We start from the raw sequence: 23,779 nt of genomic DNA on the forward strand, positions 1-23,779 counted from the left end.
GTATGCACGAAAACGCATAGGTTGTCGGGCGGCGACCTGTCCCAACCTCTGCTCCAGGTCGGACAGGTGTTCAGTCCTGGAACGCAGCGATTCTCGTAATGTCCATGCACATCATAGGGTTATGAGCACACGCCGGAGGCTACCAGGGTGGCCCACTCGGCGTCGGTGAACAGCCGGGAGGTGGAAATGAAGGAGCGGCCCTCCGGGCGGTCCAGGGAGAAGTCGCCACCGCCGTGGCAGTTCCTGACGTCGATGATGATCTGGGTGTGCTTGGTGAACTCGTACTGGGACTTGCTGATGTAGAAGGGGCAGCCGCCGATTTCGCCCAGGCATTCGTCGTTCGCCGAAACGACGAGGTCGCCCGGCAGCAGGCAGTTTGCCGCGCTGTTGTCGCAGCAGCCGCCAGATTGGTAAAACATGAGCGCGGAGTTGTGCTTCTTCTTCAGGAATTCGATGAATTCCAGGGCAGCCGGGGTGGCGATGACGCGATCGACCATGGAGACCTCCGATAGAAAAGGGGGCGGTTGCCCGCCCCCTTGGGATTGCCGCAGTTCCGGGTTCTCCGCTTAGAAGAAGCCCAGCTTCTGCTCGGAGTAGCTGACCAGCAGGTTCTTGGTTTGCTGGTAGTGGTCGAGCATCATCTTGTGGGTTTCGCGACCGATGCCGGACTCCTTGTAGCCGCCGAAGGCAGCGTGAGCCGGGTAGGCGTGGTAGCAGTTGGTCCACACCCGGCCGGCCTTGATGCCGCGACCGACGCGGAAGGCGCGGTTGCCGTTGCGGCTCCACACGCCGGAGCCCAGGCCATAGATGGTGTCGTTGGCGATTTCCAGGGCGTGGGCTTCGTCCTTGAAGGTGGTCACGGCCAGCACGGGCCCGAAGATCTCTTCCTGGAAGATGCGCATCTTGTTGTGGCCCTTGAACAGGGTCGGCTGGATGTAGTAGCCGTCGGCGATATCACCGCCCAGATGGGCGCGCTCGCCGCCGATGAGGCACTGGGCGCCTTCCTGCTTGCCGATGGCCAGGTACTCGCTGATCTTGTTGATCTGGTCCATGGAGGCCTGGGCACCGATCATGGTTTCGGTATCCAGCGGGCTGCCTTGCTTGATGGCGGCGACGCGGGGCAGGACGCGCTCGATGAACTTGTCGTAGATCGATTCCTGGATCAGGGCGCGGGACGGGCAGGTACAAACTTCGCCCTGGTTGAAGGCGAAGAGCACCATGCCTTCGATGGCCTTGTCGAGGAAGCCGTCGTCGGCAGCCATCACATCTTCGAAGAAGATGTTGGGGGACTTGCCGCCCAGTTCCAGGGTGGCGGGGATCAGGTTGTTGGCAGCGGCCTGGCCGATGATCTTGCCGGTGGCGGTGGAGCCAGTGAAGGCGATCTTGGCGATGCGCTTGCTGGTGGCGAGCGGCATGCCGGCTTCGCGGCCAAAACCGTTGATCACGTTCAGCACGCCCGGGGGAAGCAGGTCGGCGATCAGTTCGACCATGATCAGGATGGAGATCGGGGTCGACTCGGCCGGCTTCAGGACGATGCAGTTGCCGGCACCAATGGCGGGAGCCAGCTTCCAGGCGGCCATGAGCAGCGGGAAGTTCCAGGGGATGATCTGGCCGACGACACCCAGGGGTTCGTGGAAGTGATAGGCGACGGTGTTTTCGTCGATATCGGAGATGCCGCCTTCCTGAGCCCGCAGGCAGCCGGCGAAGTAGCGGAAGTGATCGGCAGCCAGGGGAACGTCGGCAGCCAGGGTTTCGCGGATGGGCTTGCCGTTGTCGACGGTTTCGGCGTAGGCCAGGGTTTCCAGGTTCTGCTCGATACGATCGGCGATCTTCAGGAGCAGGGTGGAACGTTCGATTGCGGAAGCGCGGCCCCACTTGTCGGCGGCGGCGTGGGCGGCGTCCAGGGCCAGCTCGACGTCTTCGGCGCTGGAACGGGCGGCCTTGGTGTAGACCTTGCCATTGATGGGGGTGATGACGTCGAAGTATTCGCCCTTGGTCGGGGCGACCCACTTGCCGCCAATGAAGTTATCGTACTTGGCCTTGTAGGCGATCTTGGCGCCAGCGGCGCCGGGTGCAGCGTAAAGCATGGTGTCTCCTTTTGAACGGTTCAGAGATTGCCGTGAAACAGCTTGATCCTTGTGGCAACGAGCGTGCCAGGCAAATTTGGAGCACTTTTTTTGAGCGGGTGCGGCAGGGGAATTCGAGTATGCTTGCCCGATGGGCGTCCATCTGAATTACCGCTTCGAACCTGGTTCTGCGGCCATCCCGGGGGAGGAAGGCCTGCAACTCGAAAACCCGCTATTTCGCATCCTCGCCGCCGTGCGCGAGGGGGGGTCGATCAGCTGTGCCGCCAAGACCCTCGGGCTGTCCTATCGCTACGTGTGGGGCTTCCTCAAGGAGCAGGAAACTGCATTGGGTCGGCCCTTGCTGGCCGGCCGGGCGGGGCAGTCGGCGCGTCTTTCCGAATTCGGGGAGCGTCTGGTGTGGGCCGAGCGTCGCGCCCACGCCCGGCTGATGCCCCGGGCGGAGGAACTCGCCGCCCAGCTCGACAACGAGCTTCTTCTTGCCGTGAAGCCCGAGTTGCGCCCCTTGCTCGTGAGCACCAGCCACGACCTGCTTTTTTCCGCCCTGCGGGACCGGGTGCGGCAGCGGGCCGAGGTGCTGCTGGAATTCGAATACCTGGGCAGCGCTAAGGCCCTGGATCGCCTCAACCGGGGCGAATGCGCCCTGGCAGGGGTGCACATGCCCTTGAACGACCTGCATCTCTGCCAGCGGGGCTCGGTCGTCCATTCCCGCATTGGCCGTCGCCTCAAGCTGGGGGATCACAAACTCATCCGCTTCGCCACCCGCAGCCAGGGCTTCATGGTGTCGCGGGGCAACCCCCTGGGCATCCGCTCGGTCGGCGATCTGCGCCGTCCTGGGGTGCACTTCGTCAATCGCCAGGCCGGTTCGGGAACTCGGGTGCTGTTCGATGAATTTCTCGTGCAGCACGGGGTGCCGGGCATGGCCATCGAGGGCTACGGCGACGTGGAAACCACCCATCTGGCGGTAGCGGCCTGCGTGGCGGCCGGGGTCGCCAATTGCGGTTTCGGCCTCAAGGCGGCGGCGGCCCGTTTCGGCCTGGGCTTCGTTCCCATGGTGGACGAGCAGTTCTTCCTCGTGTGCCACAAGCCGGTGCTGGACAGCGCCCCCCTGCAGGCCATCCTGGAGGTCCTGCGTTCGGCCGAATTCCGTTCCCTGGCGGCTACGGTTCCAGGCTACGCGGCCGACGAGGCAGGCCAGATCATCTCCCTGCGGCGGACCCTGCCCTGGTACAAGTGACGATCGGCGGGCGATGCGCCGGATCAGGAGTCTTCGGGGTGGACCAGGCGGATATTAGGCGTCGCTTTCGCGTGGGGTGCTGCGGCGGCCAGGCGCTGGGCGAGATCCTGGCTCAGCATGTCGATGCGGTGAAGATGGATCGAATCCCGCAGCACATTGGCCACCAGATCCCCGACGGAGACGTCGACGCCGCAGTCGAGGAAGGTCGTGGTGTGGAGGAGCGCGATGTGGGCCCAGGCTTCAGGGCTCAACTTGGCGATGAATTCATCCCGGAACGAGTGCCGCGCACTGGCCAGGCATTCGTCCATCAGACGCGAAGGATCGCCGACCTGGGGCAGCAGGAGGGCGAGCCTGATGCAGGCGCGTTCGCGCAATTCGTCCAGATCCATGTGGCTGCTCCCGGGGCGGCCACAGAAGGCCGATAGCGCCATGGTAGCGGCGCGCCGGGCGGAAGATCAATCGAATTGGCGGGCGTAGGAAGCGTCGTTGTAGAGGCCTTCGCCGAAGCGCTCGCGTCCGAAGTCGGCGATGATGCGCTGGCCTTCCGGCGAGGCGACGAAAGCGATGAAACGTTCCGCGGTATCCCGCCCCGCCGTGGCGCCCGGGGGGGCGACGATGGCGTGGTAGGTGTTGACCAGAACCCGGTCGCCGCGCAGGAGGATGGTCAAGTTCGGGGAGACACCCTTCTCCATGATCCAGGTGCTCGAATCGCTCATGAAGTAGGCCCCCTCCGCGTTGGCGCGCTTGAGGCTGGCGGTCATGAAGTCCTTGGTGACGATGTACCAGGCGCCCTGGGGTTCGACCCCTGCGGTCTTCCAGATCTGCATTTCCTTCTGGTGGGTGCCCGAATTGTCCCCCCGGGAAACGAAGGGGCTGCCGGCGGCGGCAATCTTGCGGTAAGCCTCCGAGGCGCCGCCGGCCTTGGCTATTCCTGCCGGATCGGCGGCCGGGCCGACCAGATAGAACTCGTTCGAGCCGATCAGCGTCTTTTTCGCGGCCCAGCCGTCGGCGATGGCTTTGTCCACCTGGGCCGGGGCATGGACCATGACCATGTCAACCTTCTTGTCGCGCAGCAGGTTGAGGGACTGGCCGGTGCCGGCCTTGATCCACACCATGCGGGCGTCGGCCTGGCGGGCGAAAGCCTCGGCCAGGGTCTTCAGCAGGCCCAGTTCCCCGGGGCTGCCGGTGGCCAGGGAGAAACTGTCCCGACCCGACCCGTAGATCGTCCCGCCGTCGTCAGCGGCGAGGGTTGGGATTCCCGCCATCAGGGCCGACGCGGCGAGGATGGCGCGCAGGAAGGCCTTCATCGCCCGCCTCACTTTTTGGCGTTGGGGAAGAAGAGCTGCTGGCCGTCGATCTTGTAGTCAGCGATGGTCTTCTGGCCGTCGGCGGAAACGACCCAGTCGACGAACTGCTGACCCAGGTCGGCCTTGACGTGGGGGTGCTTGGCCGGATTGACCAGAATCACGCCGTATTGATTGAAGAGCCGCTGGTCACCTTCGACGACGATGGTCAAATCCTGGCGATTCTTGAACGACAGCCAGGTGCCGCGGTCAGCCAGCAGGTAGGCGTTCATCGACGCCGCGGTATTGAGGGCGGGGCCCATGCCGGAGCCGGTCTCCTTGTACCAGGGGCCCTTGGCCGTCTCGAGGTTGATGGCGGCTGCCTTCCATAGGCGCAGTTCGGCGGCGTGAGTGCCGCTCTTGTCGCCGCGGGAGACGAAGGCTGCCTTGGCGGCCTCGACCTTCTTCAGGGCCTCGACGATATCCTTGCCGCCGCTGACCGTGGCAGGGTCGGCCTTGGGGCCCACCAGGATGAAGTCGTTGTACATGACTTCCTTGCGCTCGACGCCCCAGCCTTCGGCGATGAATTTCTCCTCGGCGGCCTTGTCATGCACGAAGACCACGTCGGCGTCCCCGCGGCGGGCCTGGTCGAGGGCCTGGCCGGTGCCCAGGGCCACCACGCGGACCTTGATCCCCGTCTTCTGCTCGAAGACCGGCAGCAGATGCTTGAAGAGCCCCGACTGCTCGGTGGAAGTGGTGGACGACACGACGATGAATTTTTCGTCGGCCTGGGCGGATAGGGGGGCGATTGCCAGGGCAAGCAGGGAGGAGAGCAAGGCACGGCGCAGGGAGTTCAAGGCGGGCTCCGGTCGGGATGAACAAGAGCCGCAGGGTAGCGCGGGGGGCAATTCGGGTTAAGGGCACTTGCCGTGGACCTGTGCAACGCATTGCATAGGATGCGCCGCCGTGCTGTCGATAAAAAATCCTTTATTACAGAGGTTTTGGTTGATTGTCCTGCGCAGTCAGCCGGATCGACGGCACCGGGGTGGCAAAAATAGGCGACGGAAGTTGCCGTCGGCTCGGGTCAGCCCAGCATATCCGCCCAGATGTTCTGCGCCCACCCCAGCGCCACCTTGGCCTCGATCTCGTTGCGCGCCGCCGAGACGCCGCCGGCGCCCTTGACGGGCTGGACCAGTCGGGTGGCGGCGTCGTACTGATGCACCGAGGCGACATGGATGGCGTTCTTGGCGTCCACGAAGCTGTAGCAGGTGTTCATCACCACCGGCGCCGGATTGGGCGCCTCGCCGGCCAGCAGATTGAGGATGGCGGCGACGGCGAGCTTGGCCTGCTGGTTGGCCATGTGGCCGGACTTGGGCATGCCCGGGGCGAGGAAGATGGCGTCGCCCAGGACGTGGATGCCCGGGGTGCCGAGCGATTCCATCGACAGCCAGTCGATTTCCACCCAGCGCTGATTGACGAGCTTCAGGCCGCTGCGGGCCGCGATGTCACCGGCCCGGTGGGGCGGGACGATGTTGAGCACGTCGGCGCGCAGCTTGTCGAAGTCCAGGATGGCGGTGGCGTTCGCGACGTCCACATCCTTCACCTCACTGTTGGGGCGGTATTCGACGATGCCCTTGTAGAGATCGCCCCAGGCCTTGGAGAACAGGCCCTTCTTGGAAACGATTTCCTCGTTGGCGTCGAGGATGATGACCTTGGATCTGGGCTTGTGCTGCTTGAAGTAGTCGGCCACCAGGCTGGCGCGTTCGTAGGGGCCGGGGGGGCAACGATAGGGGGCCTTGGGGATGGCCAGGGCGTAGACGCCGCCGTCGGGCATCGCTTCCAGTTGTTTCCTCAGGGCCACCGTCTGGGGGCCGGCCTTCCAGGCGTGGAGGATCTTCCCCTGGGCGTCCGGCTTGTTCAGCCCGGGGATCTGGTCCCACAGGAAATCGATGCCCGGCGAGAGCACCAGGCGGTCGTAGGAGAGTTCGCTGCCGCTGTTGAGGCGCAGGGTGCGTTTGGTGGCATCGATGGCGGCCGCTTCGTCGCGCAGGACGCGCACGCCCCACTTGCTCCTCAGGGTGTCGTAGCTGTGGGTGATGTCAGCCAGGGTCTTGAGGCCGCCGATGACCAGATTGGACATGGGGCAGGAGACGAAATCCGTGTTGCGTTCCACCAGGGTGACCTGAACCGCGCCGCCGCTCCACAGGCGCAGGTACTTGGCCGCCGTGGCGCCGCCGTAGCCGCCGCCGACCACCACCACATGGCCGCCGGCCCGGGTGCCGCCGGCGCAGCCGTAGAGGGCGGCGAGCGCGGAAGCGGCGGCACCGGCCTTGAGAAATTCGCGTCTTTGCATGGTCGGCTCCTTTACTTGCGGGCGGCGAAATAGCCGGCGATGAGTTCCAGTTGCTCGTCGCTGTAGCCCTTGGTGATCTGATGCATGATCGTGGCGGGCTTGGTGCCGTTCTTGAATTCGGCAAGCTTGCGCAGAAGCTTTTCCTTGTCCACGCCGGCCAGGGGTTCGATGCCGCTCTCCGGCACGGCACGGCCGTCGGTGTTGTGGCAGTTGGCGCAGGTGGCAGCCAGGGAGCGGGCCAGCTGGGGGTCGGCGGCGTGGCTGCCCGCCGCGAGGGTCAGGGCAGCGATCAAAAGGGCGGGGTGGCGAGCTTGCATGACTTCTCCTGGGACAGGAAGGCGGCAGCCTTGGGTACGAGGTGACGGGAGAGTATAGGGCAGCCGCGGGCGTGGGTCATCGGCCCGGGATGCAGGTCTGGGAGACCGGGCCTGGGAGAGGGTATGCGCTACCGGCCGGCAGGCGTTCGCGAGGGTCGGGGCGCGACCGCCCGGCGGCTATACTCCCCGCCATCGCCAGAACCCTTTCGTCAGGAGGATTCAGTATGAGCCCATTGTCCCGCGCCCTAGACCCTGAGCGCCCTGCACGCGCTGTCGCCAGGAACGTCCTTGGCGCGGCCGGACGGGCTTACGGGGCCTGGCGGCCCTTGCTGGGTGCCGTTTTGGTGCTGAGCTTCGGCTCGGCCGCCGCGGACACGGCGCAGCGGGCCGAGCAGATCGTCGCCGAGCGTTGCCACCTGTGCCACGGCCGCGACGGACAGTCAGCCAGCGCCGTCTATCCGCGCCTTGCCGGCCAGAATGCCGAATACGTGGCCAAACAGCTGGCCGATTTCAAGAGCGGCAAGCGCAAGAGCGACACCATGAAGCCCCAGGCGGAGCCGCTGACGGAAGGGGAAATGCAGGCCCTGGGCGCCTTCTTCGCCGCCCGGAAACCTCCCCCGCGCAGCGCTCGGGACAGCGACCTGGTGGCTGTGGGGCGCTATCTCTTCACCCAGGGGAACAGCTTTTCCGGCGTGCCCGCCTGTGCCACCTGCCACGGCCCCAAGGCCGCCGGAACGCCCCAGTTGCCGCGCCTCGCCGGGCAGCACCCGCGCTACATCGAAGACCAGCTCGCCCAGTTCAACAAGCGGGAACGCACCAACGACAACGCCGTGATGCACACCATCGCATCCAAGCTCACCGAACTGGAAACGCACGCCCTGGCGGAGTATCTGGCGACGCTCGATTAGTGTGAGAGACGCAAGGCGTCTGCGTTACCTCACCTCGCGCGCAAGGTTCAGAAAAATGGCCAGACCGGGGGAGTCGCGGTATGGGCCTGCCTTTCCGGAGGCAGTTGGGATTGCTGAACCCTTGGGTTCCGCCCTGAGGGCGTGTGACTTTCTCTTGTCTCGCCAAGAGAAAGTCACCAAAGAGAAGGCGACCCCAGGGTCGACGCCGGGCGTTGCCCGGTCCCTTGCGCTACTCGGGCATCCGGGCGGGTCGCTAAACTCGCCCCCTGCGGGGGCTCAGACAACGCGACCCGAAGGCCCCCGGAACCCCTGCGTTGCTCAGCGTCTTCCATGGGGGGAAGGTCGTCCGGGAACGGACTGATGTGCGCCTTCTCTGGCAGCCTCAGTCTGGAGCGTGGGTGAAATGCGACTGACTGTTTCAGCCCGGCCGTATTTGGGCCCCTTGAGAGGAGCCGAGCAAAGCAGGGGGCTTGGGGGAAGTCGGCTCGCGTTGTCTGAGCCCCCAAAGGGGGCGAGTTTAGCGAGACGCCCAAGGCCCCGAGTAGCGCAGGGAAGCCCCCGCAGGGGGCCTCCGACCCAGGGGTGGTTTTTTCTTTGGCTACTTTCTTTTTGCCACCCAAAAGAAAGTACGGCCGCGCCTCCAGCGCGGAAACCATGGGTTCAGAAAAGCGGCCAGACCGTGGAGCCACCGAATGGCCCGGTTCCTCCGGGGACAGTCGGGGATGCCGAACGCTCCCTTTTCGGCCCCTACGTCCCGCCCGGCGTGCCCGCCCCGTTGCAGAAGCGCAGTTCCTGCGGATAGGGGAAGAAGTCTTCCACGTGCCCTTCGCGGATCTTGCGCTGGGACTCTTGCCAGAAGGCGGGGGAAAGCAGGTCGGCGTGGTGTTTCATGAACACCTTGCGCAGCACCGGCGAGGCGAGGAGGAAGGTGCTGAACTCTTCGGGGAAGACGTCGTTCTTCCGGACCGTGTACCAGACCTCGCCGGACATCTCGGTTTCGAAATCCGGGGCGGGCGGAATCTTGCGGAAATTGCAATCCGTCATGTATTCGATTTCGTCGTAGTCGTAGAACACGACCCGGCCGTAGCGGGTGATGCCGAAGTTTTTCCACAGCATGTCGCCGGGGAAGATGTTGGCCTGGGCCAATTCACGGATGGCGCTGCCGTATTCGCGGATGGCGTGCTCCAGGCCCTCGATGTTGTTGGTGCGCTCCATCTTCTCCAGGTGGATGTTGAGGGGCTCCATGCGCCGCTCGATGAAGAGGTGCTTGATGATGATGCTGTCGCCGGCGATCTCGAAGGTGGAGGGGGCCAGGGTGCGCAGTTCCTCCATCAGTTCTTCGGTGAAGCGCTTGACCGGGAAGGCGACATTGGAGAACTCCAGGGTGTCGGCCATACGGCCTACCCGGTCCACCTGCTTGACCATCATGTACTTGCGCTTGACCGTCGCGTGGTCCATCTCTTTGGAGCTGCCGAAGACGTCCTTGATGATCTTGAAGACGTAGGGGTAGGAGGGCAGGGTGAAGACCAGCATGACCAGGCCGCGGATGCCGGGGGCGATGATGAAGTCGTCTTCGGAGTGGTGCAGGTGGTAGATCATGTCGCGGAAGAACATGGTCTTGCCCTGCTTGCCCAGGCCCAGCATGGTGTAGATCTCGGAGCGGGGCTTGCCCGGCATGATGGAGCGCAGGAACTGCACGTAGCCCGAGGGGGCGTCCATCTCGACCATGAAGTAGGCGCGGGAGAGGGAGAAGAGCAGGCCGATGCGCCAGGCGTCGAGCAGGATGGTGTCGAGAACCAGCTTGCCGTTCGCGTCGTGCAGCACGGGAATGGTGAAGGGGTATTCGTGCTGCCCGTTGATGCACTTGCCGATGACGTAGGCCGCCTTGTTGCGGTAGAAGGCCGAGGAGAGTATTTGGATCTGGAAATTCACCTCCCGGGCCGGCATGCCGTTGAGAAAGCTCGCCGCCATGCGGTAGAGGGATTCCACGTCCCGGTCCAGGTTGGCGAATTCCCGATTCCACTTGAAGTCGAGGAAGATCTGCCGCGCCACGCCGCGCAGTCCCTCCGGGTGGGAGTAATAGCAGCGGTAGGTGGGCTCGCCGTCCCCCTCGATGTATTCGGTGGACACTGCCGGGCGGACGAAGATGAAATCGTTGTTGAAATAGCTGCGGTGGAGAATCTTGGTGGTGACGGAATTGAAGAAGGTCTCGGCCAGTTCCGGCTGCTTGTGGTTGAGGAGCAGACCGATGTACAGGAGCTTGACCTGCTGCCAGGTGCCTTCGTCGACCTTGCCGGTGTCGAACTCGGTGCGCAGGCGTTCGACGCATTCGTCCACCCGGTCGTCGTAGAAACGAATCCGCTCCCGTACCGCACGATGCACCCCCAGCCAGTCTCCCTCTTCGAAGCGCACCTTGGCATCGCGGCAAGTCTGGCGGAACAGGCTGTAGTGCTTGTTGAATCCCTGGATCATGGCCAGCGCGATCTGGTGGGCGCTGGTGCCATAGAGGCCGACGGATATGTTCATGAGGTCCGCTGCTGGAGAAAAAGCGGATTCTAAACCTTTGCCCTGCCCCCTATGGCAGGCAGCGGCTGGAGAGGCGCTCGGCCAGCGCCTCCGCGCTCATGGGGCGGCCAAAATGGTAGCCCTGGGCGTATCGGCAGCCGAGGCGGGCGAGGGCCTCGGCCTGTTCGGCCGATTCGATGCCCTCGGCGATGACCTGGAGTTCGAGTTCCTGGGCGATGGCGATGATGGCCCGCACCACGGCGGCGTCGCTGCGGTCGCTGTGCACGCTGCTGACGAAGGAGCGGTCGATCTTGAGGCGGTCGATGGGCATGCGCTTCAAATAGGCGAGGCTGGAGTAGCCGGTGCCGAAATCGTCGATGGCCAGGCTGATGCCCAGGCGCGCCAGTTCGTCCAGTGCCCCCAGCGCATCGCTGCCGCCGTCCATGAGCAGGCTTTCGGTGATTTCCAGTTCGATCAGATCGGGGGTCAGCCGATGGCGGCGGAAAGTATCGAGGACGGTCTCCACGAAGTTGGAATGGGTGAGTTGAGCGACGGAAAGGTTGACCGCCACGGGGAGCCGGAATCCCGCATCGCGCCAGATCGCCGCCTGGCGACAGGCCTGGTCGAGAACCCAGGCCCCCATGGGGATGATGAGCCCCGAGGTCTCGGCAACCGGGATGAAGCGCCCGGGGCTCACGGCCCCCAGCTCCGGGTGGCGCCAGCGCAGAAGCGCCTCGCAGGCGACGATGCGGCCGCCGGGGAGCTCCACCTGGGGCTGGAAGTTCAGACAGAACTCCCCCTTTTCGGCGGCGACGGCCAGATACCTTTCCAGGGACATCCGCTCCCGCGCGTGCTCGGCCATGTCGCTGCTGAAAAAAGCGAACTGGCCACGCCCCCGCTCCTTGGCGGCGTAGAGGGCGAGGTCCGCATTCTTGAGCAGGGCCACGGCGTCGTCGCCCTCGTGGGGGAAGAAGGCAATGCCGGCCGAGGCTCGCACCGAGAGTTCGCCGTTGATCATGGCGATGGGGCGGCGCAGGTTTTCCAGCAGGCGGCCGATGCGCCCGCCTACCTGGGCGAGGTCCGGCGCCTCGGGAATGACGACGATGAATTCGTCGCCCCCCTGGCGCGCCACCACGGCCGGGTCGGGAAATTCCTGCCGCAGGCGCCGTGCCACTTCGATCAGCACCTTGTCCCCTGCCTGGTGCCCCATGGAGTCGTTGATGTTCTTGAAAAAGTCGAGATCGAGGTAGACCACCGCCACGCTGCTGCCATCGTCCCGCGCCCGGGCCAGCAGTTCGGTCAGCCGCTCGGCCAGGAGGAAGCGATTGGCCAGGCTGGTGAGGCTGTCCCGGGTGGCGAGGAACTGGATCATTTCCTCCTGCTGTTTACGGTCGGTGATGTCGGTAATGGAACCCGCCATGCGCCGGGCCACGCCGTCTTCGTCGAAATGGGCGATGCCCCGCGACAGGCCCCAGGCCCAGGTGCCATCGGCGCGGCGGATGCGATACTCGCACTCGAAATGCGGCGTCTTGCCGCGCAGGTGGCGGGTGTTGGCGTCGCTGTACTTGGCCCGGTCCTCCGGGTGAACCAGATCCAGCCACTCGTCGGTGGTCTTCACGGCAAAATCCTGGGGATAGCCGAGGATGTTGAGCAGGCGCGGCGAGAGGAAGAGATTCTTGGTGACGGGATTCCACTCCCAGATGCCGTCCGCCGCCCCCTTGAGGGCGAGGGAAAAGCCCGTCTCGCTTGCTTCCAGGCCGCTGATGGCGCCGTCGTCGGTGACCGAAACGTCGTGCACCATCCACAGGAAAGTCGGCGGGGTGGTCGGCAGGGGGGCCAGGCTGGCCTCGACGCGGTGGCGGCGGTGTGGCGTCAGCAATTCGTAGCGCTGCTTTTTGCCGGCGGGGAAGTCCTCCGCCCGTCCCGGCGTGGCGATGCGCCGACCGACCAGGTCCGGCAGGAAACACCCGATGACTTCGGCGCTGCTGCGATCCATGTCGGCGAGCAGGCGTTCGTTGATATGGAGAATGCGCAGATCGCCGCCCAGCAGCGCCGCGCCGGTCGGGAGGTGATCGACCATTTGCTGCCAGGTTGTGCCGGCGGTTTTTGACGTCATGGACGTGTCATCCAGTATTCCTCCCGTCGCTGGGGGTGGCCCGGCGACGCGGTATCGCCTCTCGTGGTTCAGCAGGCGGCGGCCGATGACTCCACGCCCCGTGCTCCGTAGAAGAATAGCGCTTTTCTGCGCCGCTTGTGTCATTTGCCGTCCGTAACCACTGTTTTCGCGGGCGACGCGGGCGGGCATCGCCGGCTTCGCCCGTCGGGTCCGGCAAAGGGGCGGGGGAGCGTTCGCGAAAAGCGTGCCTTGGCGGAAAAGTTTGATCCGCTGTAAGGCTGGGGAAAGTTGCCCCCGTATAATTCTGCATGCAGAAAAAAGCCTCGGGCGCCGCCGTGCCCGGCCCGCCCTTTCCGCTGCCCGTCTCTGCCTTGCGGGCAGCTCACCTGACCACTATTCCGAGGTAAGCATGGCCACTGGGAAGTCGAAGATCATTTATACCCTCACGGACGAGGCGCCGCTCCTGGCGACCTGTGCCTTCCTTCCCGTGGTCCGCGCCTTCACCGGTCCGGCCGGGATCGACATAGAAAAGGCCGACATTTCCGTATCTGCCCGTGTGCTGGCCGAGTTTCCCGAATTTCTGAGCGAGCAACAGCGGGTGCCCAACACCCTGGCGGAACTGGGCAAGAAGACGCTGGAGCCCGACGCCAATATCATCAAGCTGCCCAACATCAGCGCCTCCGTGGCCCAGTTGAAGGCCTGCATCAAGGAACTGCAGGAGAAGGGCTTCAACTTGCCCGACTACCCGGAAAACCCCGCCAGCGAGGCCGACAAGGCGCTCAGGATCCGCTACGGCAAGTGTCTGGGTTCCGCCGTCAATCCGGTGCTGCGCGAAGGCAACTCGGACCGCCGCGCGCCGATGGCCGTCAAGAATTACGCCAAGAAGCGTCCGCACTCCATGGGCGAATGGAAGCAGTGGTCCCAGACCCACGTTTCCCACATGGAACACGGTGACTTCTACCACGGCGAAAAGTCGATGACCCTCGACAAGCCGCGCTCGGTGCGCATGGAACTGATCGCCAAGGGCGGCAAGACCACGGTGTTGAAGCCCAAGCTCTCCCTGCTCGCAGGCGAGATCATCGATTCGATGTTCATGAGCAAGAAGGCGCTGTGCGAGTTCTACGAGCAGACTCTGGAAGATTGCCGCGAGGCCGGCATCCTCTACTCGCTGCACGTCAAGGCGACGATGATGAAGGTCTCGCACCCCATCGTCTTCGGCCACTGCGTCAAGATTTACTACAAGGACGCCTTCGAGAAGCACGGCAAGACCTTCGACGAACTGGGCATCAACGTCAATAACGGCATGGTGGACCTCTACGAGAAGATCAAGGCCCTGCCGGAATCCAAGCGCGACGAGATCATCCGCGACCTGCACGCCTGCCAGGAACACCGGCCGCGTCTGGCCATGGTCGATTCGGCCAAGGGCATCACCAATTTCCACTCGCCCAACGACATCATCGTCGACGCCTCCATGCCGGCCATGATCCGCCAGGGCGGCAAGATGTGGGGTGCCGACGGCAAGCAGTACGACAGCAAGTGCGTCATGCCGGAATCGACCTTTGCCCGCATTTACCAGGAGATGATCAACTTCTGCAAATGGCACGGCAACTTCGATCCCAAGACCATGGGCACGGTGCCCAACGTCGGCCTCATGGCCCAGCAGGCCGAGGAATACGGCTCCCACGACAAGACCTTCGAGGTTGCCGAAGACGGCATCGCCAACATCGTCGATATCGACAGTGGTGAAGTGCTGCTTACCCAGAACGTGGAAGCCGGCGACATCTGGCGCATGTGCCAGGTCAAGGACGCGCCGATCCGCGACTGGGTCAAGCTGGCCGTCACCCGCGCCCGCAATTCCAGCACCCCCGCCGTCTTCTGGCTCGATCCCTATCGTCCCCACGAAAATGAGCTGATCAAGAAGGTCGAGACCTACCTCAAGGATTACGACACCACCGGCCTCGACATCAGGATCATGTCCCAGGTGCGCGCCATGCGCTTCACCCTGGAGCGCGTTGCCCGCGGCCTCGACACCATCTCGGTCACCGGCAACATCCTGCGCGACTACCTCACCGACCTCTTCCCCATCATGGAGCTGGGTACCTCGGCCAAGATGCTGTCCATCGTTCCCCTCATGAACGGCGGCGGCATGTACGAGACCGGCGCCGGCGGCTCGGCCCCCAAGCACGTGCAGCAACTGGTGCAGGAGAACCACCTGCGCTGGGATTCCCTGGGCGAATTCCTGGCCCTGGCCGTGTCCCTGGAGGAACTGGGCATCAAGGAAAACAATCCCCGCGCCAAGCTCCTGGCCAAGACCCTGGACGCCGCCACCGGCAAGCTCCTCGACAACAACAAGTCGCCCTCGCCCAAGACCGGCGAACTGGACAACCGCGGTTCCCAGTTCTACCTGGCCATGTACTGGGCCCAGGAGCTGGCGGAGCAGGGCGAGGACAAGGCCCTGGCCGCCCACTTCGCACCCCTGGCCAGCAGCCTGAGCGAGAGCGAAGGGCAGATCATCGCCGAGCTCAAGATGGTGCAGGGCAAGCCGGCGGACATCGGTGGCTACTACCGCGCCGACGCCGAGAAGTGCAAGGCCGTCATGCGGCCCAGCCCGACGCTCAACGCGGTGCTGAAGGCCTTCAGCGCCTGAGCGCCCGTGGGCGCCCTGGCCGCCGTCCATGGCGTGCCCGGGTGCCCCGGCGACTTCGGTCCGGTGGAAGCGAAAACCCGCTTCACCGGGCCCGCTTCTTTGGTGTTAAGTCCAATGGCCTAGGCTGACAGAGGCGCCGGGTTTGCCGCATAATCCCCGCTCGTGCGGGGCGCAGGACAACCCTCTCCCGGCATCGCCCGCAAGGGATACTGACGCAAACCCAGGTCGTCCAAAACAACGCAAATGGAGTGGATATGTCGCACATCAAGGTTCCGCAAGGTGGTCAGAAAATCGTCCCGGGGCAGGCTATCCCGGACAATCCCATCATCCCGTTCATCGAAGGTGACGGCATCGGCATCGACATCACGCCGGTGATGATCAAGGTCATCGACGCCGCCGTCGACAAGGCCTACGGGGGCAAAAAGAAGATTCACTGGATGGAAGTCTACGCCGGCGAAAAATCCACCCGCCTCTACGGTCCCGACGAGTGGCTGCCCAAGGAAACCTTCGATGCCTTGAAGGAATACTCCGTCTCCATCAAGGGCCCCATGACCACCCCGGTGGGCGGCGGCATCCGCTCCCTCAACGTGGCCCTGCGCCAGGAACTGGACCTCTACCAGTGCGTGCGCCCGGTGCAGTACTTCAAGGGCGTGCCGTCCCCGCTCAAGCACCCGGAACTGACCAATATGGTCATCTTCCGCGAGAACACCGAAGACATCTACGCCGGCATCGAGTGGGCCAACGGCTCCGAAGGCGTCAAGAAGGTCATCAAGTTCCTGCAGGACGAAATGGGCGTCAAGAAGATCCGCTTCCCGGAAAGCTCCGGCATCGGCATCAAGCCGATTTCCGTCGAAGGCACTCAGCGCCTGGTGCGCGCAGCCCTCAAGTACGCCGTCGCCAATGACCGCAAATCGGTGACCATCGTGCACAAGGGCAATATCATGAAATTCACGGAAGGCCTCTTCCGTGACGCCGCCTACGAGCTGGCCCAGAAGGAATTCGGCGCCGAGCCCATCGACGGCGGCCCGTGGTGTCATTTCACCAACCCCAATACCGGCCGTGAAATCGTCGTCAAGGACGCCATCGCCGACGCCTTCCTGCAGCAGATACTGCTGCGCCCGGCGGAGTACGACACCATCGTCACCACCAACCTGAACGGCGATTACATCTCCGACGCCCTGGCCGCCCAGGTCGGCGGCATCGGCATCGCGCCGGGGGCCAACATCTCCGACAAGTACGCCTGCTTCGAAGCCACCCACGGCACCGCGCCCAAGTACGCCGGCCTGGACAAGGTGAACCCCGGTTCCCTCATCCTCTCCGCCGAAATGATGCTGCGCCACCTGGGCTGGGTCGAAGCCGCCAACCTGGTCATCAAGTCCATGGAAGCGGCCATCGGCGACAAGCAGGTCACCTACGACTTCGCCCGCCTCATGGAAGGCGCCAACGAGCTGTCCTGTTCCGCCTTCGGCGACGCCATGATCGCCCGCATGTAAGCGTCTCGCGCTTCACGCTCGAAGCCCCCGCCAGTCGGGGGCTTCGTATTTTCGGCCGGACTGACTCCGGGTGCTGTCCGCCGGACGGTGAAGGTTAATAGCCGGCCCATGCCCGATTGGCCTCTACTCGTAGTGCGACCACATGCGAAGGACGCGGACAATGCGCTCCTTGGCAAAGACCTCGTAGACCAAACGGTGCTGAATGTTGATGCGTCGCGAGTAGGTGCCGGCAAGGTCGCCGACGAGCTTTTCATAGGGTGGCGGATTCTGGAACGGATCGGCAGCGAGCACCGCCAACAGATCCAGCGCTTTGTCCTTGAGGCCCGCCAGAGCGAGCTTCTTGGCGTCCTTCTGCGCGTGCTTCGAATAGACGACGTGCCAACTCACCACTCAAGGTCCTGGGTACTCTTGTCGAGAGGCTCGGCCATACCTTCCTTGATTGATTCGCGCATGCCAGGAACAGAGAGCAAATAGAGTGTCTCCTGAATAGCGTCCCAGTCTTCGGTTGAGAGCAGAACCGCACTAGCCCGCTTCCCTGCGATGAGAATAGGCTGATGTGATTCGGCCGCCTGGTCGATGAGGCGATATAGGTTGGCGCGAGCTTCGGTCGCGGTAAGGGCTGCCATGTTCGATCTCCTACAGGCGAAGTCGTAACGGTACGGATTTGCGTACGTCGCGTCAATGCACTAGTCAAGACTGCCAATGTCTTTCCTGGCATCTGGCCAAGCCATTAGTCGAGGCACGCGTTCTCACGGGCGGCGTCCCGCCGAGTGGTGTAAGAGCTGAAGGTGTTGAGTTTGCCGTTGGGGGTCCTGCAGGGCTCCCACGGCGGGCTTACGGCGCTTGCCGTAGCGGGTCCGGTTGAACGAGGGGTAGGCGGCACTGCGTGCGGCATGGTGTGGCACACCTTTGACCGAGCAACTACTCAGCCTGTTTGAACTGAACAATGTTGCCCTCGGGGTCCCAACCGTCAAGGACGATATGGCCGCGAAAGTGCCAGGCTCCAGCCTCGGGCTTGAGGTAGCCGCCTGTAGCCTCGGCTGCGCTGCGAACCTGCGCCAGGCTGTTGACGACGAAGGTAGGCTTGAAGGGCGTTTCTTCTCTTGGTTCCGGCGGCTTCGTGATGGTGATTCCTGCGGCGTACTTCCGTGGGATGGTGTGAATCACTAGCTCGTAGATTTTGTTCCGGAGAAGATCGTGAGACGAGTCCGATTCGATGACTTCAAGGCCCAGCGTCTGCTGGTAGAAGGCAGAGACACGCTTCTTGCTCTTGGCGAAAACAACGAGGCCTTGTTGAGGCATGTTCTGTTCCCTGAGATTGATGGCGGTGGCATAACGAGGCTGTAGAAAAACCCATTTTTCCAACCCCTGCCCCGCATTGGCAGGATTTTTTGCAGGCGGGTGGCGGCCGGTTGGAATCCGGGGTGAAGCGGTGGAAATGCTGATCGCGAGCCAGCCGCGGGGGCCGGAAGGCAGTGCTTGGGAGATTGGGGAGAAGTCACGCGGGCCGTTCATCGGCTGATCCTCATCCGGCGTACCCATGGTGGGCCAGCTTTTCGATGTTGTGGACCACGCAGTAGAGCTTCCACTGTCCATCCACCTTGGCGCGCCCCCGCAGGGTAAAACGATCCATCCGCTTGTTGCCCCGCACGTTGCCGAACACCGGCTCCACGGTGGCGAAACGCCGGCCATAGCGGCGTCGGCCTTCCTCGCTGTCGATGGCCTGCTTCATCCGGTCGGTATGGCTCTCCGTGGCGCCGGGCGCCTTGCCCCGGAAGAAACAGACCTGTCGGACCAGGGTCTTCTCCGGGGTTCTCAGGCATCGCGCCCGCAGTTCGCAGGGCACACAGTCCCGCTGGGCGCCGGTGAACTTGGTGGCCAGGTGGCCGTTGTGGATGCAGTTCGACCCGTTCTGGTAAAGGGCCTTGCCCGCCGGGCAGAGGCAGGTGCCCGCCTCGGGGTCGTAGTCGAAATCGGCCGGCCGGAAGCGCTTGGCTGCTTTCGGCGGCTTGCCCTTGTCGTAGAGCGGATCAGGCTTGGCCCGGTGGCGGCCCTGGTCCTGAAAGCGCTCGTCCCGCTGGCGCATGCCGGCATCGGCGATGAGGGCCGGGACGGCGGCCTCGGCCAAGGCCTTCAGATTGGCCTCGCTGTGATAGCCGGCATCGGCGGTGATGAGCGTCTCCGGCGTACGCAGTGATCGGGTCGCCTCCACCACCGGCAGCAGCAATTCCTGCTCGGAACCGGTGCCGTGGGCCTGAGCATCGACGATGACCTGGGCCTGCGCATCCACCGCCGCCACCCCGGTATAACCCTGGATGACCCCCTTGCTGGTGGCCATCTTGGCGGACTCGTTGTCGGTTTGGTTGGAGAGCCGCACGGCGCCCTTGGCGCCGGTGCGATCCTTGGGGTGGGCAGTGAGCCATTCCCGGTTCTTCTTGGCCTCCGCCTGCAGCCGGGCCAGTTGCCGAGCCTCCCGGTCGGAAGGTCCGCCGTCGCCGCCGGCATCGGCCTCGCGGTGGCGATCCAGCATCTTCTTCGCCGCGGCCTCCATCTTCTCGGCCCGGCGCAGGAAATCCGCCCGGGTGCCGCTCCTCGTCTTGCTCGCGTTGCTGGGGAGCTTCACCCCATCGATGGCGAACATCTCCCGACCGATGAGTCCCTGGCGATCGCAGATGGTCAGCACCTGGGCGAAGAGTTGGGCGGCCAGGTCGCCCAGATTGGCGACGAAGGCGGCCAGGGTGGTGAAATGGGGTTGGGAATCACCGGATAGCGCCATGAACACGACGTTCTCCCGGCAGGCCGCTTCGATCCGACGGGAGCCGACGATGCCCCGGCTGTAGGCGAGCAGCACGACCTTGAGGAGTACCGCTGGGGCATAGGCGCTGGCGCCCTGCTGGTCATTGCGGTAGCGGGCTTCCAGGGCCGAGAGGTCAAGCTCGTGATCCACCAGGTAGTTCAGGGCATGCTCGAAGGTGCCGGGAACGAGTTGCTGGTCGAAATCGACCGGCAACAGTTTCAGCCCCTTATGCACCGGCTTGAATCGCGCCATTCCCGCCTCCACGAAATGCATTCGACATTGTGCGATTTTGCCAGGACTGGCGGCGGTTTGGGGGTTTTTCTACAGCCTCAACGTTTAGTCGATGCCGTATTCGGCCAATATCCTGGGATCATGTCCAATATCCTGGCGGATCGGACATGCGGCAAGCCTTGCGTAAGGCGAAAAACTGGCGTACAACTGTTTGTCCATACAGCTATTGTCTCCCGTGAAACCGGACACCCCTTCCTCTTCCGATCAACCCGCACCGAGGTTACTCGACCAGGTGCGGCGCGCGATTCGCATACGTCATTACAGCATACGCACGGAAGAGGCTTATGTCTATTGGGTGCGTTGGTTCGTGCGTTTCCACGGGTTGCGTCACCCCCGCAGCGTCTCCAGGGGCGGGCGCCGGGCGTGGGGGCACCACGGTCATGGCTCTTGGCCCGCGTTGCGACGCATCGAAGGGAAATTGGGGGTGTGCTCTCCCGCTCACTCCAGCGCCAAACCGCGCACGCGCCTCACCAGGGCCTCGCCGGCTGCGGGAGCCGGCCGGCGCTGGGCTCCTCAGCGGTTGAGTTTCCGCATGCGCTCCGAGGGGGTGATGATGTCGGTGAGGCGGATGCCGAATTTGTCGTTGACCACCACCACCTCACCCTGGGCGATCAGGGTGCCATTCACCAGTACGTCCATGGGTTCGCCGGCCATGGCGTCGAGTTCCACCACCGAGCCGTGGGCGAGTTGCAGCAGGTTCTTGATGGTGATCTTGGTGCGGCCGAGTTCCACCGTGATCTGGACCGGGATGTCCAGGATCATGTCCAGGTCGTTGAGCACCCCGGCGCTACCGCCGGGGTCGCCGAAGGAGGGGAAGATGTTGGCGGGCTGGGCGGCCGCGGCGCTGGGGGCGTCTTCGACCGTCTGCTCCGCCATGGCGGCGGCCCAATCGTCCTCGCTGATCTGGCCGTCGTCTTCCGCGACGGTGTTTTCGCTTGCTTCCATTTCGTCAGCCATGGTTGTCTCCCGGCGCCGCTTCGCCCTGTTGTGCCTCTGCGGAGATGAATCGTTCGATCTTGAGGGCGTACTGCCCGTTCTGCTGGCCGTAGCGGCATTCCATCAGGGGAATGTTGTCCACGTGGGCGACCACCCGGTCGGGGATGTTGATGGGAATCACATCGCCGATCTTGAGCTTAAGGATTTGCCCCAGGCTGATTTCCGCCCGCCCCAGGTGGGCGGCGATTTCCACCTCGGCGCCCTGGAGCTGCTTGCGCAGGGTGGTGATCCAGCGCTTGTCGGTGGAGAGCTGGTCGCTCTGCATGGTGCTGTAGAGCAGGTCGCGGATCGGCTCCAGCATGGAATAGGGAAAGCAGATGTGCATGTCCGCCGTGGCGCCGCCGAATTCCAGGGTGAAGGTGGTTGAAACCACGATTTCCGACGGGGTGGCGATATTGGCGAACTGCGAATTCATTTCCGAGCGGACGTACTCGAACTGGATGTCGCACACCGGCTTCCAGGATTTGCCGTATTCGTTGAACACCACGGTCAGCAGGCCCTGGATGATGCGCTGCTCGGTGGGGGTGAAATCGCGCCCCTCGACACGGGTATGAAAGCGGCCGTCGCCGCCGAACATATTGTCCACCACCAGGAAGACCAGATTGGGGTCGAAGACGAAGAGCGCCGTTCCGCGCAGGGGTTTGGCCACCACCAGGTTGAGGTTGGTGGGGACCACCAGGTTGCGGATGAACTCGCTGTATTTCTGCACGCGGATCGGGCCCACCGAAATTTCCGCATTGCGGTGCATGTAGTTGAACAGGCCGATGCGCAGATAGCGGGCGAAGCGCTCGTTGATGAGCTCCATGGTCGGCATGCGACCGCGGACGATGCGCTCCTGGGTGCCCAGGTTGTAGTTGCGGACGCCGCCACCTTCCTCGCCGCCGGATTCGGGTTCGTCGACCTCCCCGGTGACCCCTTTCAGGAGGGCATCGACCTCGTCCTGGGAGAGAAAGTCGCCGGCCATGGCCCCTACTGGATGATGAAGGAGGTGAACAACACGGACTTGGCCGGCCCTTCTTCGGAGATCTTTTCGCCCTTCTTGTTGCGCTTGGGTGGTTCGAGCACGTCGTTGACCGTTTCCAGCAACTCTGCGGCGAGCTTTTCCTTGCCTTCCCGGCTGATGAGTTCGGAAGCCTTCTTGCCCGAGAGGAGCAGGGTGATGTTGTTGCGAATCTTGGGCATGTGGGCCTTCAGCGCTGCGTCGGCGGCGGGATCCTCGAACTCGACGGAGAGCGCGACCTGGAGGTACTGGTCGCCGGTCTCCGGCACCAGATTGACGGTGAAGGGTTCCAGCGTGGCGAAGATGGGATGGGCCTCCTTCTCCTTCTTCTTGTCCTTTTTCTTGGGCTTGGCGGATTCTTCGGCCACATCCTCTTCGTCGGCGTGTTCATCACCGCCCTTCTTCAGGAGGAAGAAGGCGGCACCCCCACCCCCAAGGACGAGGAGCAGCACCACCGCCACGATGATGATGAGCAGTTTCTTGCTTTTCTTGGGTGCTGCCGCCTGGTCTTCACCTTCGGCGGGCTTTGCGTCTTTGGCCATCTAGCTGTCCCCGTTCTTGAATGTCTCCCCGCGGCGCAGGGCTCAGGCGAAGAGATCCACCATGCCCCTGCCCCGTTGCATCGGAAGGGGAACCGCGCCCCCGCCCGGTGCGTCGCCGGTCGCGGCAAGTATAGCCGCATCATTGCCGAAGCGGGGACTGGCAGGGCTTTCCGGCCAGTTCCCGCTGCGCTCGTGTTGCGCCTGGGCGCCCACGTGGGTCTGGCCCAGATCGATGCCGGCGCCGGCCAGCATTTCCCGCAGCCGGGGCAGGGCGTCGGCGATGGCCTGGCGCACTTCGGCATGGGGCGAGGTGAAGCTCGCGCTCGCCTGGTCGCCGCTCAGGTTGAGGGTGATCTGCAGGGGCCCCAGCTCGGGGGGATTGACATTGATGCGGGCCGTCTGCTCGTCGTGGCGGGCCATCCACACCACCCGGTTGCCCAGATCGTCGCCCCAGCGGGGGTGGGCGACGGGGGTCTCCAGGCCCGTGGCGGTGGGGGTGTCGGGTGTCGCGTGCCGCAAGGGCAGGGTGGCGTTCAGGGCAGCGGCCGCCGGGGGCGTTTCCGCCGGGGCGCCGGCCGCCGCCGCAGGCAGCGCCTCCGGCAAGGAGGCGGCAAGTTTTGCCGCCGGGATGTCGCTGCCGGGGAGGTTCATGCCGGCCACGGGACTGGGCAGGGCCGCGGGGAGGATGCCGCCCGCCGCGGAAGCGGGGTCTTGCTCGGCGCGAGCGGTGGCGCCGCGCTGGGCGCCGGGCTCGATGCCCTGCGCGGTCGGCGGGCCACCGCGCAGGGGAAGGCTGCGGGCGAGGTCCGGGTCGATGGGAAGATCGGCGCGGGCCGGGGGGCGGGGAAGGGCGGCATCCGGGGGCAGCGGCAGCCCCAGGGCGGCCAGGGCCGCGGGATCAGGGCCGGAAAGGGAAGCAGCGGGGTCCAGGGATGCAGTTTCTTCGTCCGCAGTCAGCGGCGCTTCGCCTTTGGCCTCGCCCTGGGCGGCCAGGGCCGGGGGCAGGGGAATGCCCATCTGGGCGAGGAAGAGGGCGGCAAAGCCACCGGTCGCAGGGTCCGCCGCGACGGCGTTGGGACCGGCAGGCAGGGGGGTACCCGGGGCGGGCGGGGTGCTGACGGCGGGAATGGCCATGGACAGTCCTCGGGCGACGAAGAAGATGGCAGCGAATCAGCAAGAGACATGCCAGTTCCGCCGGAGTTGCCGCGAC

21 protein-coding genes and 1 pseudogene are annotated in these 23,779 nt (G+C 64.4%); 5 read left to right on the top strand and 17 right to left on the bottom strand.

Annotated elements, in window-relative coordinates; translation table 11 throughout:
• Positions 1-119: 119 nt before the first annotated feature.
• Positions 120-497: a DUF779 domain-containing protein gene (locus tag IPM73_03190; GenBank protein ID MBK8917078.1), complete on the bottom strand. Its 378-nt coding sequence runs from the start codon at positions 495-497 to the stop codon at positions 120-122.
• A 69-nt stretch (positions 498-566) separates the two neighbouring features.
• The gene (locus tag IPM73_03195) at positions 567-2,087 is read right to left on the bottom strand and encodes an aldehyde dehydrogenase family protein (protein ID MBK8917079.1); all 1,521 of its coding nucleotides are present in this window, start codon (positions 2,085-2,087) and stop codon (positions 567-569) included.
• A 130-nt stretch (positions 2,088-2,217) separates the two neighbouring features.
• Here IPM73_03195 and IPM73_03200 point away from each other — a divergent pair, with 130 nt between their 5' ends.
• Positions 2,218-3,321, top strand: a complete 1,104-nt coding sequence (locus IPM73_03200; GenBank protein ID MBK8917080.1) for a helix-turn-helix transcriptional regulator — start codon at positions 2,218-2,220, stop codon at positions 3,319-3,321.
• Between the two features lie 23 nt (positions 3,322-3,344).
• On the opposite strand, the gene IPM73_03205 is transcribed toward IPM73_03200, so the two are convergent.
• The 5 genes from IPM73_03205 to IPM73_03225 form a co-directional block, all read right to left on the bottom strand.
• Positions 3,345-3,710, bottom strand: coding sequence for a hypothetical protein (locus IPM73_03205; GenBank protein MBK8917081.1), 366 nt, complete (start codon positions 3,708-3,710; stop codon positions 3,345-3,347).
• Positions 3,711-3,776: 66 nt separating this feature from the next.
• Entirely contained in the window at positions 3,777-4,628 is an 852-nt protein-coding gene (locus IPM73_03210; protein MBK8917082.1) for a substrate-binding domain-containing protein, read from the bottom strand.
• A gap of 8 nt (positions 4,629-4,636) precedes the next feature.
• Entirely contained in the window at positions 4,637-5,461 is an 825-nt protein-coding gene (locus IPM73_03215) for a substrate-binding domain-containing protein (protein MBK8917083.1), read from the bottom strand.
• 227 nt (positions 5,462-5,688) lie between these two features.
• Positions 5,689-6,957: an FAD-dependent oxidoreductase gene (locus tag IPM73_03220; GenBank protein ID MBK8917084.1), complete on the bottom strand. Its 1,269-nt coding sequence runs from the start codon at positions 6,955-6,957 to the stop codon at positions 5,689-5,691.
• Between the two features lie 11 nt (positions 6,958-6,968).
• A complete protein-coding gene (locus IPM73_03225) occupies positions 6,969-7,274 on the bottom strand; it encodes a cytochrome C (GenBank protein ID MBK8917085.1) in 306 nt (101 codons plus the stop codon).
• Positions 7,275-7,498: 224 nt separating this feature from the next.
• Between IPM73_03225 and IPM73_03230 the strand changes: the two genes are divergently transcribed.
• Positions 7,499-8,182, top strand: a complete 684-nt coding sequence (locus IPM73_03230; GenBank protein ID MBK8917086.1) for a cytochrome c4 — start codon at positions 7,499-7,501, stop codon at positions 8,180-8,182.
• Positions 8,183-8,929: 747 nt separating this feature from the next.
• Here the strand turns inward: IPM73_03230 and aceK are convergent.
• Both aceK and IPM73_03240 read right to left on the bottom strand, forming a co-directional pair.
• A complete protein-coding gene (aceK, locus tag IPM73_03235) occupies positions 8,930-10,708 on the bottom strand; it encodes a bifunctional isocitrate dehydrogenase kinase/phosphatase (GenBank protein ID MBK8917087.1) in 1,779 nt (592 codons plus the stop codon).
• 49 nt (positions 10,709-10,757) lie between these two features.
• Positions 10,758-12,803 (bottom strand): EAL domain-containing protein, encoded by a 2,046-nt coding sequence (locus tag IPM73_03240; protein MBK8917088.1) that lies wholly within the window; start codon positions 12,801-12,803, stop codon positions 10,758-10,760.
• Between the two features lie 409 nt (positions 12,804-13,212).
• Between IPM73_03240 and IPM73_03245 the strand changes: the two genes are divergently transcribed.
• Positions 13,213-15,450 carry an NADP-dependent isocitrate dehydrogenase gene (locus IPM73_03245; protein ID MBK8917089.1) on the top strand — a complete coding sequence of 746 codons (2,238 nt, stop codon included), beginning with the start codon at positions 13,213-13,215 and terminating at the stop codon, positions 15,448-15,450.
• Between the two features lie 248 nt (positions 15,451-15,698).
• Positions 15,699-16,943, top strand: coding sequence for an NADP-dependent isocitrate dehydrogenase (gene icd / locus IPM73_03250; GenBank protein ID MBK8917090.1), 1,245 nt, complete (start codon positions 15,699-15,701; stop codon positions 16,941-16,943).
• 123 nt (positions 16,944-17,066) lie between these two features.
• On the opposite strand, the gene IPM73_03255 is transcribed toward icd, so the two are convergent.
• From IPM73_03255 to IPM73_03270, 4 genes are all read right to left on the bottom strand, one after another.
• Positions 17,067-17,330 carry a Txe/YoeB family addiction module toxin gene (locus tag IPM73_03255; GenBank protein ID MBK8917091.1) on the bottom strand — a complete coding sequence of 88 codons (264 nt, stop codon included), beginning with the start codon at positions 17,328-17,330 and terminating at the stop codon, positions 17,067-17,069.
• The gene (locus IPM73_03260) at positions 17,327-17,569 is read right to left on the bottom strand and encodes a type II toxin-antitoxin system Phd/YefM family antitoxin (GenBank protein MBK8917092.1); all 243 of its coding nucleotides are present in this window, start codon (positions 17,567-17,569) and stop codon (positions 17,327-17,329) included. The genes IPM73_03255 and IPM73_03260 overlap by 4 nt, the downstream gene beginning before the upstream one ends.
• 295 nt (positions 17,570-17,864) lie before the next feature.
• Complete coding sequence (locus tag IPM73_03265; protein ID MBK8917093.1) at positions 17,865-18,485, bottom strand: hypothetical protein; 621 nt, start codon at positions 18,483-18,485, stop codon at positions 17,865-17,867.
• Positions 18,469-19,992: an IS1182 family transposase gene (locus IPM73_03270; GenBank protein ID MBK8917094.1), complete on the bottom strand. Its 1,524-nt coding sequence runs from the start codon at positions 19,990-19,992 to the stop codon at positions 18,469-18,471. Before IPM73_03270 ends, IPM73_03265 begins: the two co-directional genes overlap by 17 nt.
• Positions 19,993-20,206: 214 nt before the next feature.
• Here IPM73_03270 and IPM73_03275 point away from each other — a divergent pair.
• Positions 20,207-20,380: pseudogene (locus IPM73_03275) on the top strand (phage integrase N-terminal SAM-like domain-containing protein).
• Between the two features lie 164 nt (positions 20,381-20,544).
• Here the strand turns inward: IPM73_03275 and fliN are convergent.
• The 4 genes from fliN to IPM73_03295 are packed head-to-tail and all read right to left on the bottom strand — an operon-like array spanning position 20,545 to position 23,703.
• On the bottom strand, positions 20,545-20,976 hold the full coding sequence (gene fliN, locus IPM73_03280; GenBank protein MBK8917095.1) for a flagellar motor switch protein FliN: 432 nt from the start codon (positions 20,974-20,976) through the stop codon (positions 20,545-20,547).
• Between the two features lie 4 nt (positions 20,977-20,980).
• A complete protein-coding gene (fliM, locus tag IPM73_03285) occupies positions 20,981-21,991 on the bottom strand; it encodes a flagellar motor switch protein FliM (GenBank protein ID MBK8917096.1) in 1,011 nt (336 codons plus the stop codon).
• A gap of 5 nt (positions 21,992-21,996) precedes the next feature.
• The gene (locus IPM73_03290; protein ID MBK8917097.1) at positions 21,997-22,569 is read right to left on the bottom strand and encodes a flagellar basal body-associated FliL family protein; all 573 of its coding nucleotides are present in this window, start codon (positions 22,567-22,569) and stop codon (positions 21,997-21,999) included.
• Between the two features lie 42 nt (positions 22,570-22,611).
• Positions 22,612-23,703: a flagellar hook-length control protein FliK gene (locus tag IPM73_03295; protein MBK8917098.1), complete on the bottom strand. Its 1,092-nt coding sequence runs from the start codon at positions 23,701-23,703 to the stop codon at positions 22,612-22,614.
• Between the last annotated feature and the right edge of the window lie 76 nt (positions 23,704-23,779).

The organism is Betaproteobacteria bacterium, assembly GCA_016720065.1.
GTDB lineage: Bacteria > Pseudomonadota > Gammaproteobacteria > Burkholderiales > Rhodocyclaceae > SSSZ01.

What these genes read in the sequence shown, in the direction of transcription:
- IPM73_03190 (MBK8917078.1), bottom strand. Translation starts at nt 497, where the DNA reads ATGGTCGATCGCGTCATCGCCACCCCGGCTGCCCTGGAATTCATCGAA.
- IPM73_03195 (MBK8917079.1), bottom strand. Translation starts at nt 2,087, where the DNA reads ATGCTTTACGCTGCACCCGGCGCCGCTGGCGCCAAGATCGCCTACAAG.
- IPM73_03200 (MBK8917080.1), top strand. Translation starts at nt 2,218, where the DNA reads ATGGGCGTCCATCTGAATTACCGCTTCGAACCTGGTTCTGCGGCCATC.
- IPM73_03205 (MBK8917081.1), bottom strand. Translation starts at nt 3,710, where the DNA reads ATGGATCTGGACGAATTGCGCGAACGCGCCTGCATCAGGCTCGCCCTC.
- IPM73_03210 (MBK8917082.1), bottom strand. Translation starts at nt 4,628, where the DNA reads ATGAAGGCCTTCCTGCGCGCCATCCTCGCCGCGTCGGCCCTGATGGCG.
- IPM73_03220 (MBK8917084.1), bottom strand. Translation starts at nt 6,957, where the DNA reads ATGCAAAGACGCGAATTTCTCAAGGCCGGTGCCGCCGCTTCCGCGCTC.
- IPM73_03225 (MBK8917085.1), bottom strand. Translation starts at nt 7,274, where the DNA reads ATGCAAGCTCGCCACCCCGCCCTTTTGATCGCTGCCCTGACCCTCGCG.
- IPM73_03230 (MBK8917086.1), top strand. Translation starts at nt 7,499, where the DNA reads ATGAGCCCATTGTCCCGCGCCCTAGACCCTGAGCGCCCTGCACGCGCT.
- aceK (MBK8917087.1), bottom strand. Translation starts at nt 10,708, where the DNA reads ATGAACATATCCGTCGGCCTCTATGGCACCAGCGCCCACCAGATCGCG.
- IPM73_03240 (MBK8917088.1), bottom strand. Translation starts at nt 12,803, where the DNA reads ATGACGTCAAAAACCGCCGGCACAACCTGGCAGCAAATGGTCGATCAC.
- IPM73_03245 (MBK8917089.1), top strand. Translation starts at nt 13,213, where the DNA reads ATGGCCACTGGGAAGTCGAAGATCATTTATACCCTCACGGACGAGGCG.
- IPM73_03260 (MBK8917092.1), bottom strand. Translation starts at nt 17,569, where the DNA reads ATGGCAGCCCTTACCGCGACCGAAGCTCGCGCCAACCTATATCGCCTC.
- IPM73_03265 (MBK8917093.1), bottom strand. Translation starts at nt 18,485, where the DNA reads ATGGGTACGCCGGATGAGGATCAGCCGATGAACGGCCCGCGTGACTTC.
- IPM73_03270 (MBK8917094.1), bottom strand. Translation starts at nt 19,992, where the DNA reads ATGGCGCGATTCAAGCCGGTGCATAAGGGGCTGAAACTGTTGCCGGTC.
- fliN (MBK8917095.1), bottom strand. Translation starts at nt 20,976, where the DNA reads ATGGAAGCAAGCGAAAACACCGTCGCGGAAGACGACGGCCAGATCAGC.
- fliM (MBK8917096.1), bottom strand. Translation starts at nt 21,991, where the DNA reads ATGGCCGGCGACTTTCTCTCCCAGGACGAGGTCGATGCCCTCCTGAAA.
- IPM73_03290 (MBK8917097.1), bottom strand. Translation starts at nt 22,569, where the DNA reads ATGGCCAAAGACGCAAAGCCCGCCGAAGGTGAAGACCAGGCGGCAGCA.
- IPM73_03295 (MBK8917098.1), bottom strand. Translation starts at nt 23,703, where the DNA reads ATGGCCATTCCCGCCGTCAGCACCCCGCCCGCCCCGGGTACCCCCCTG.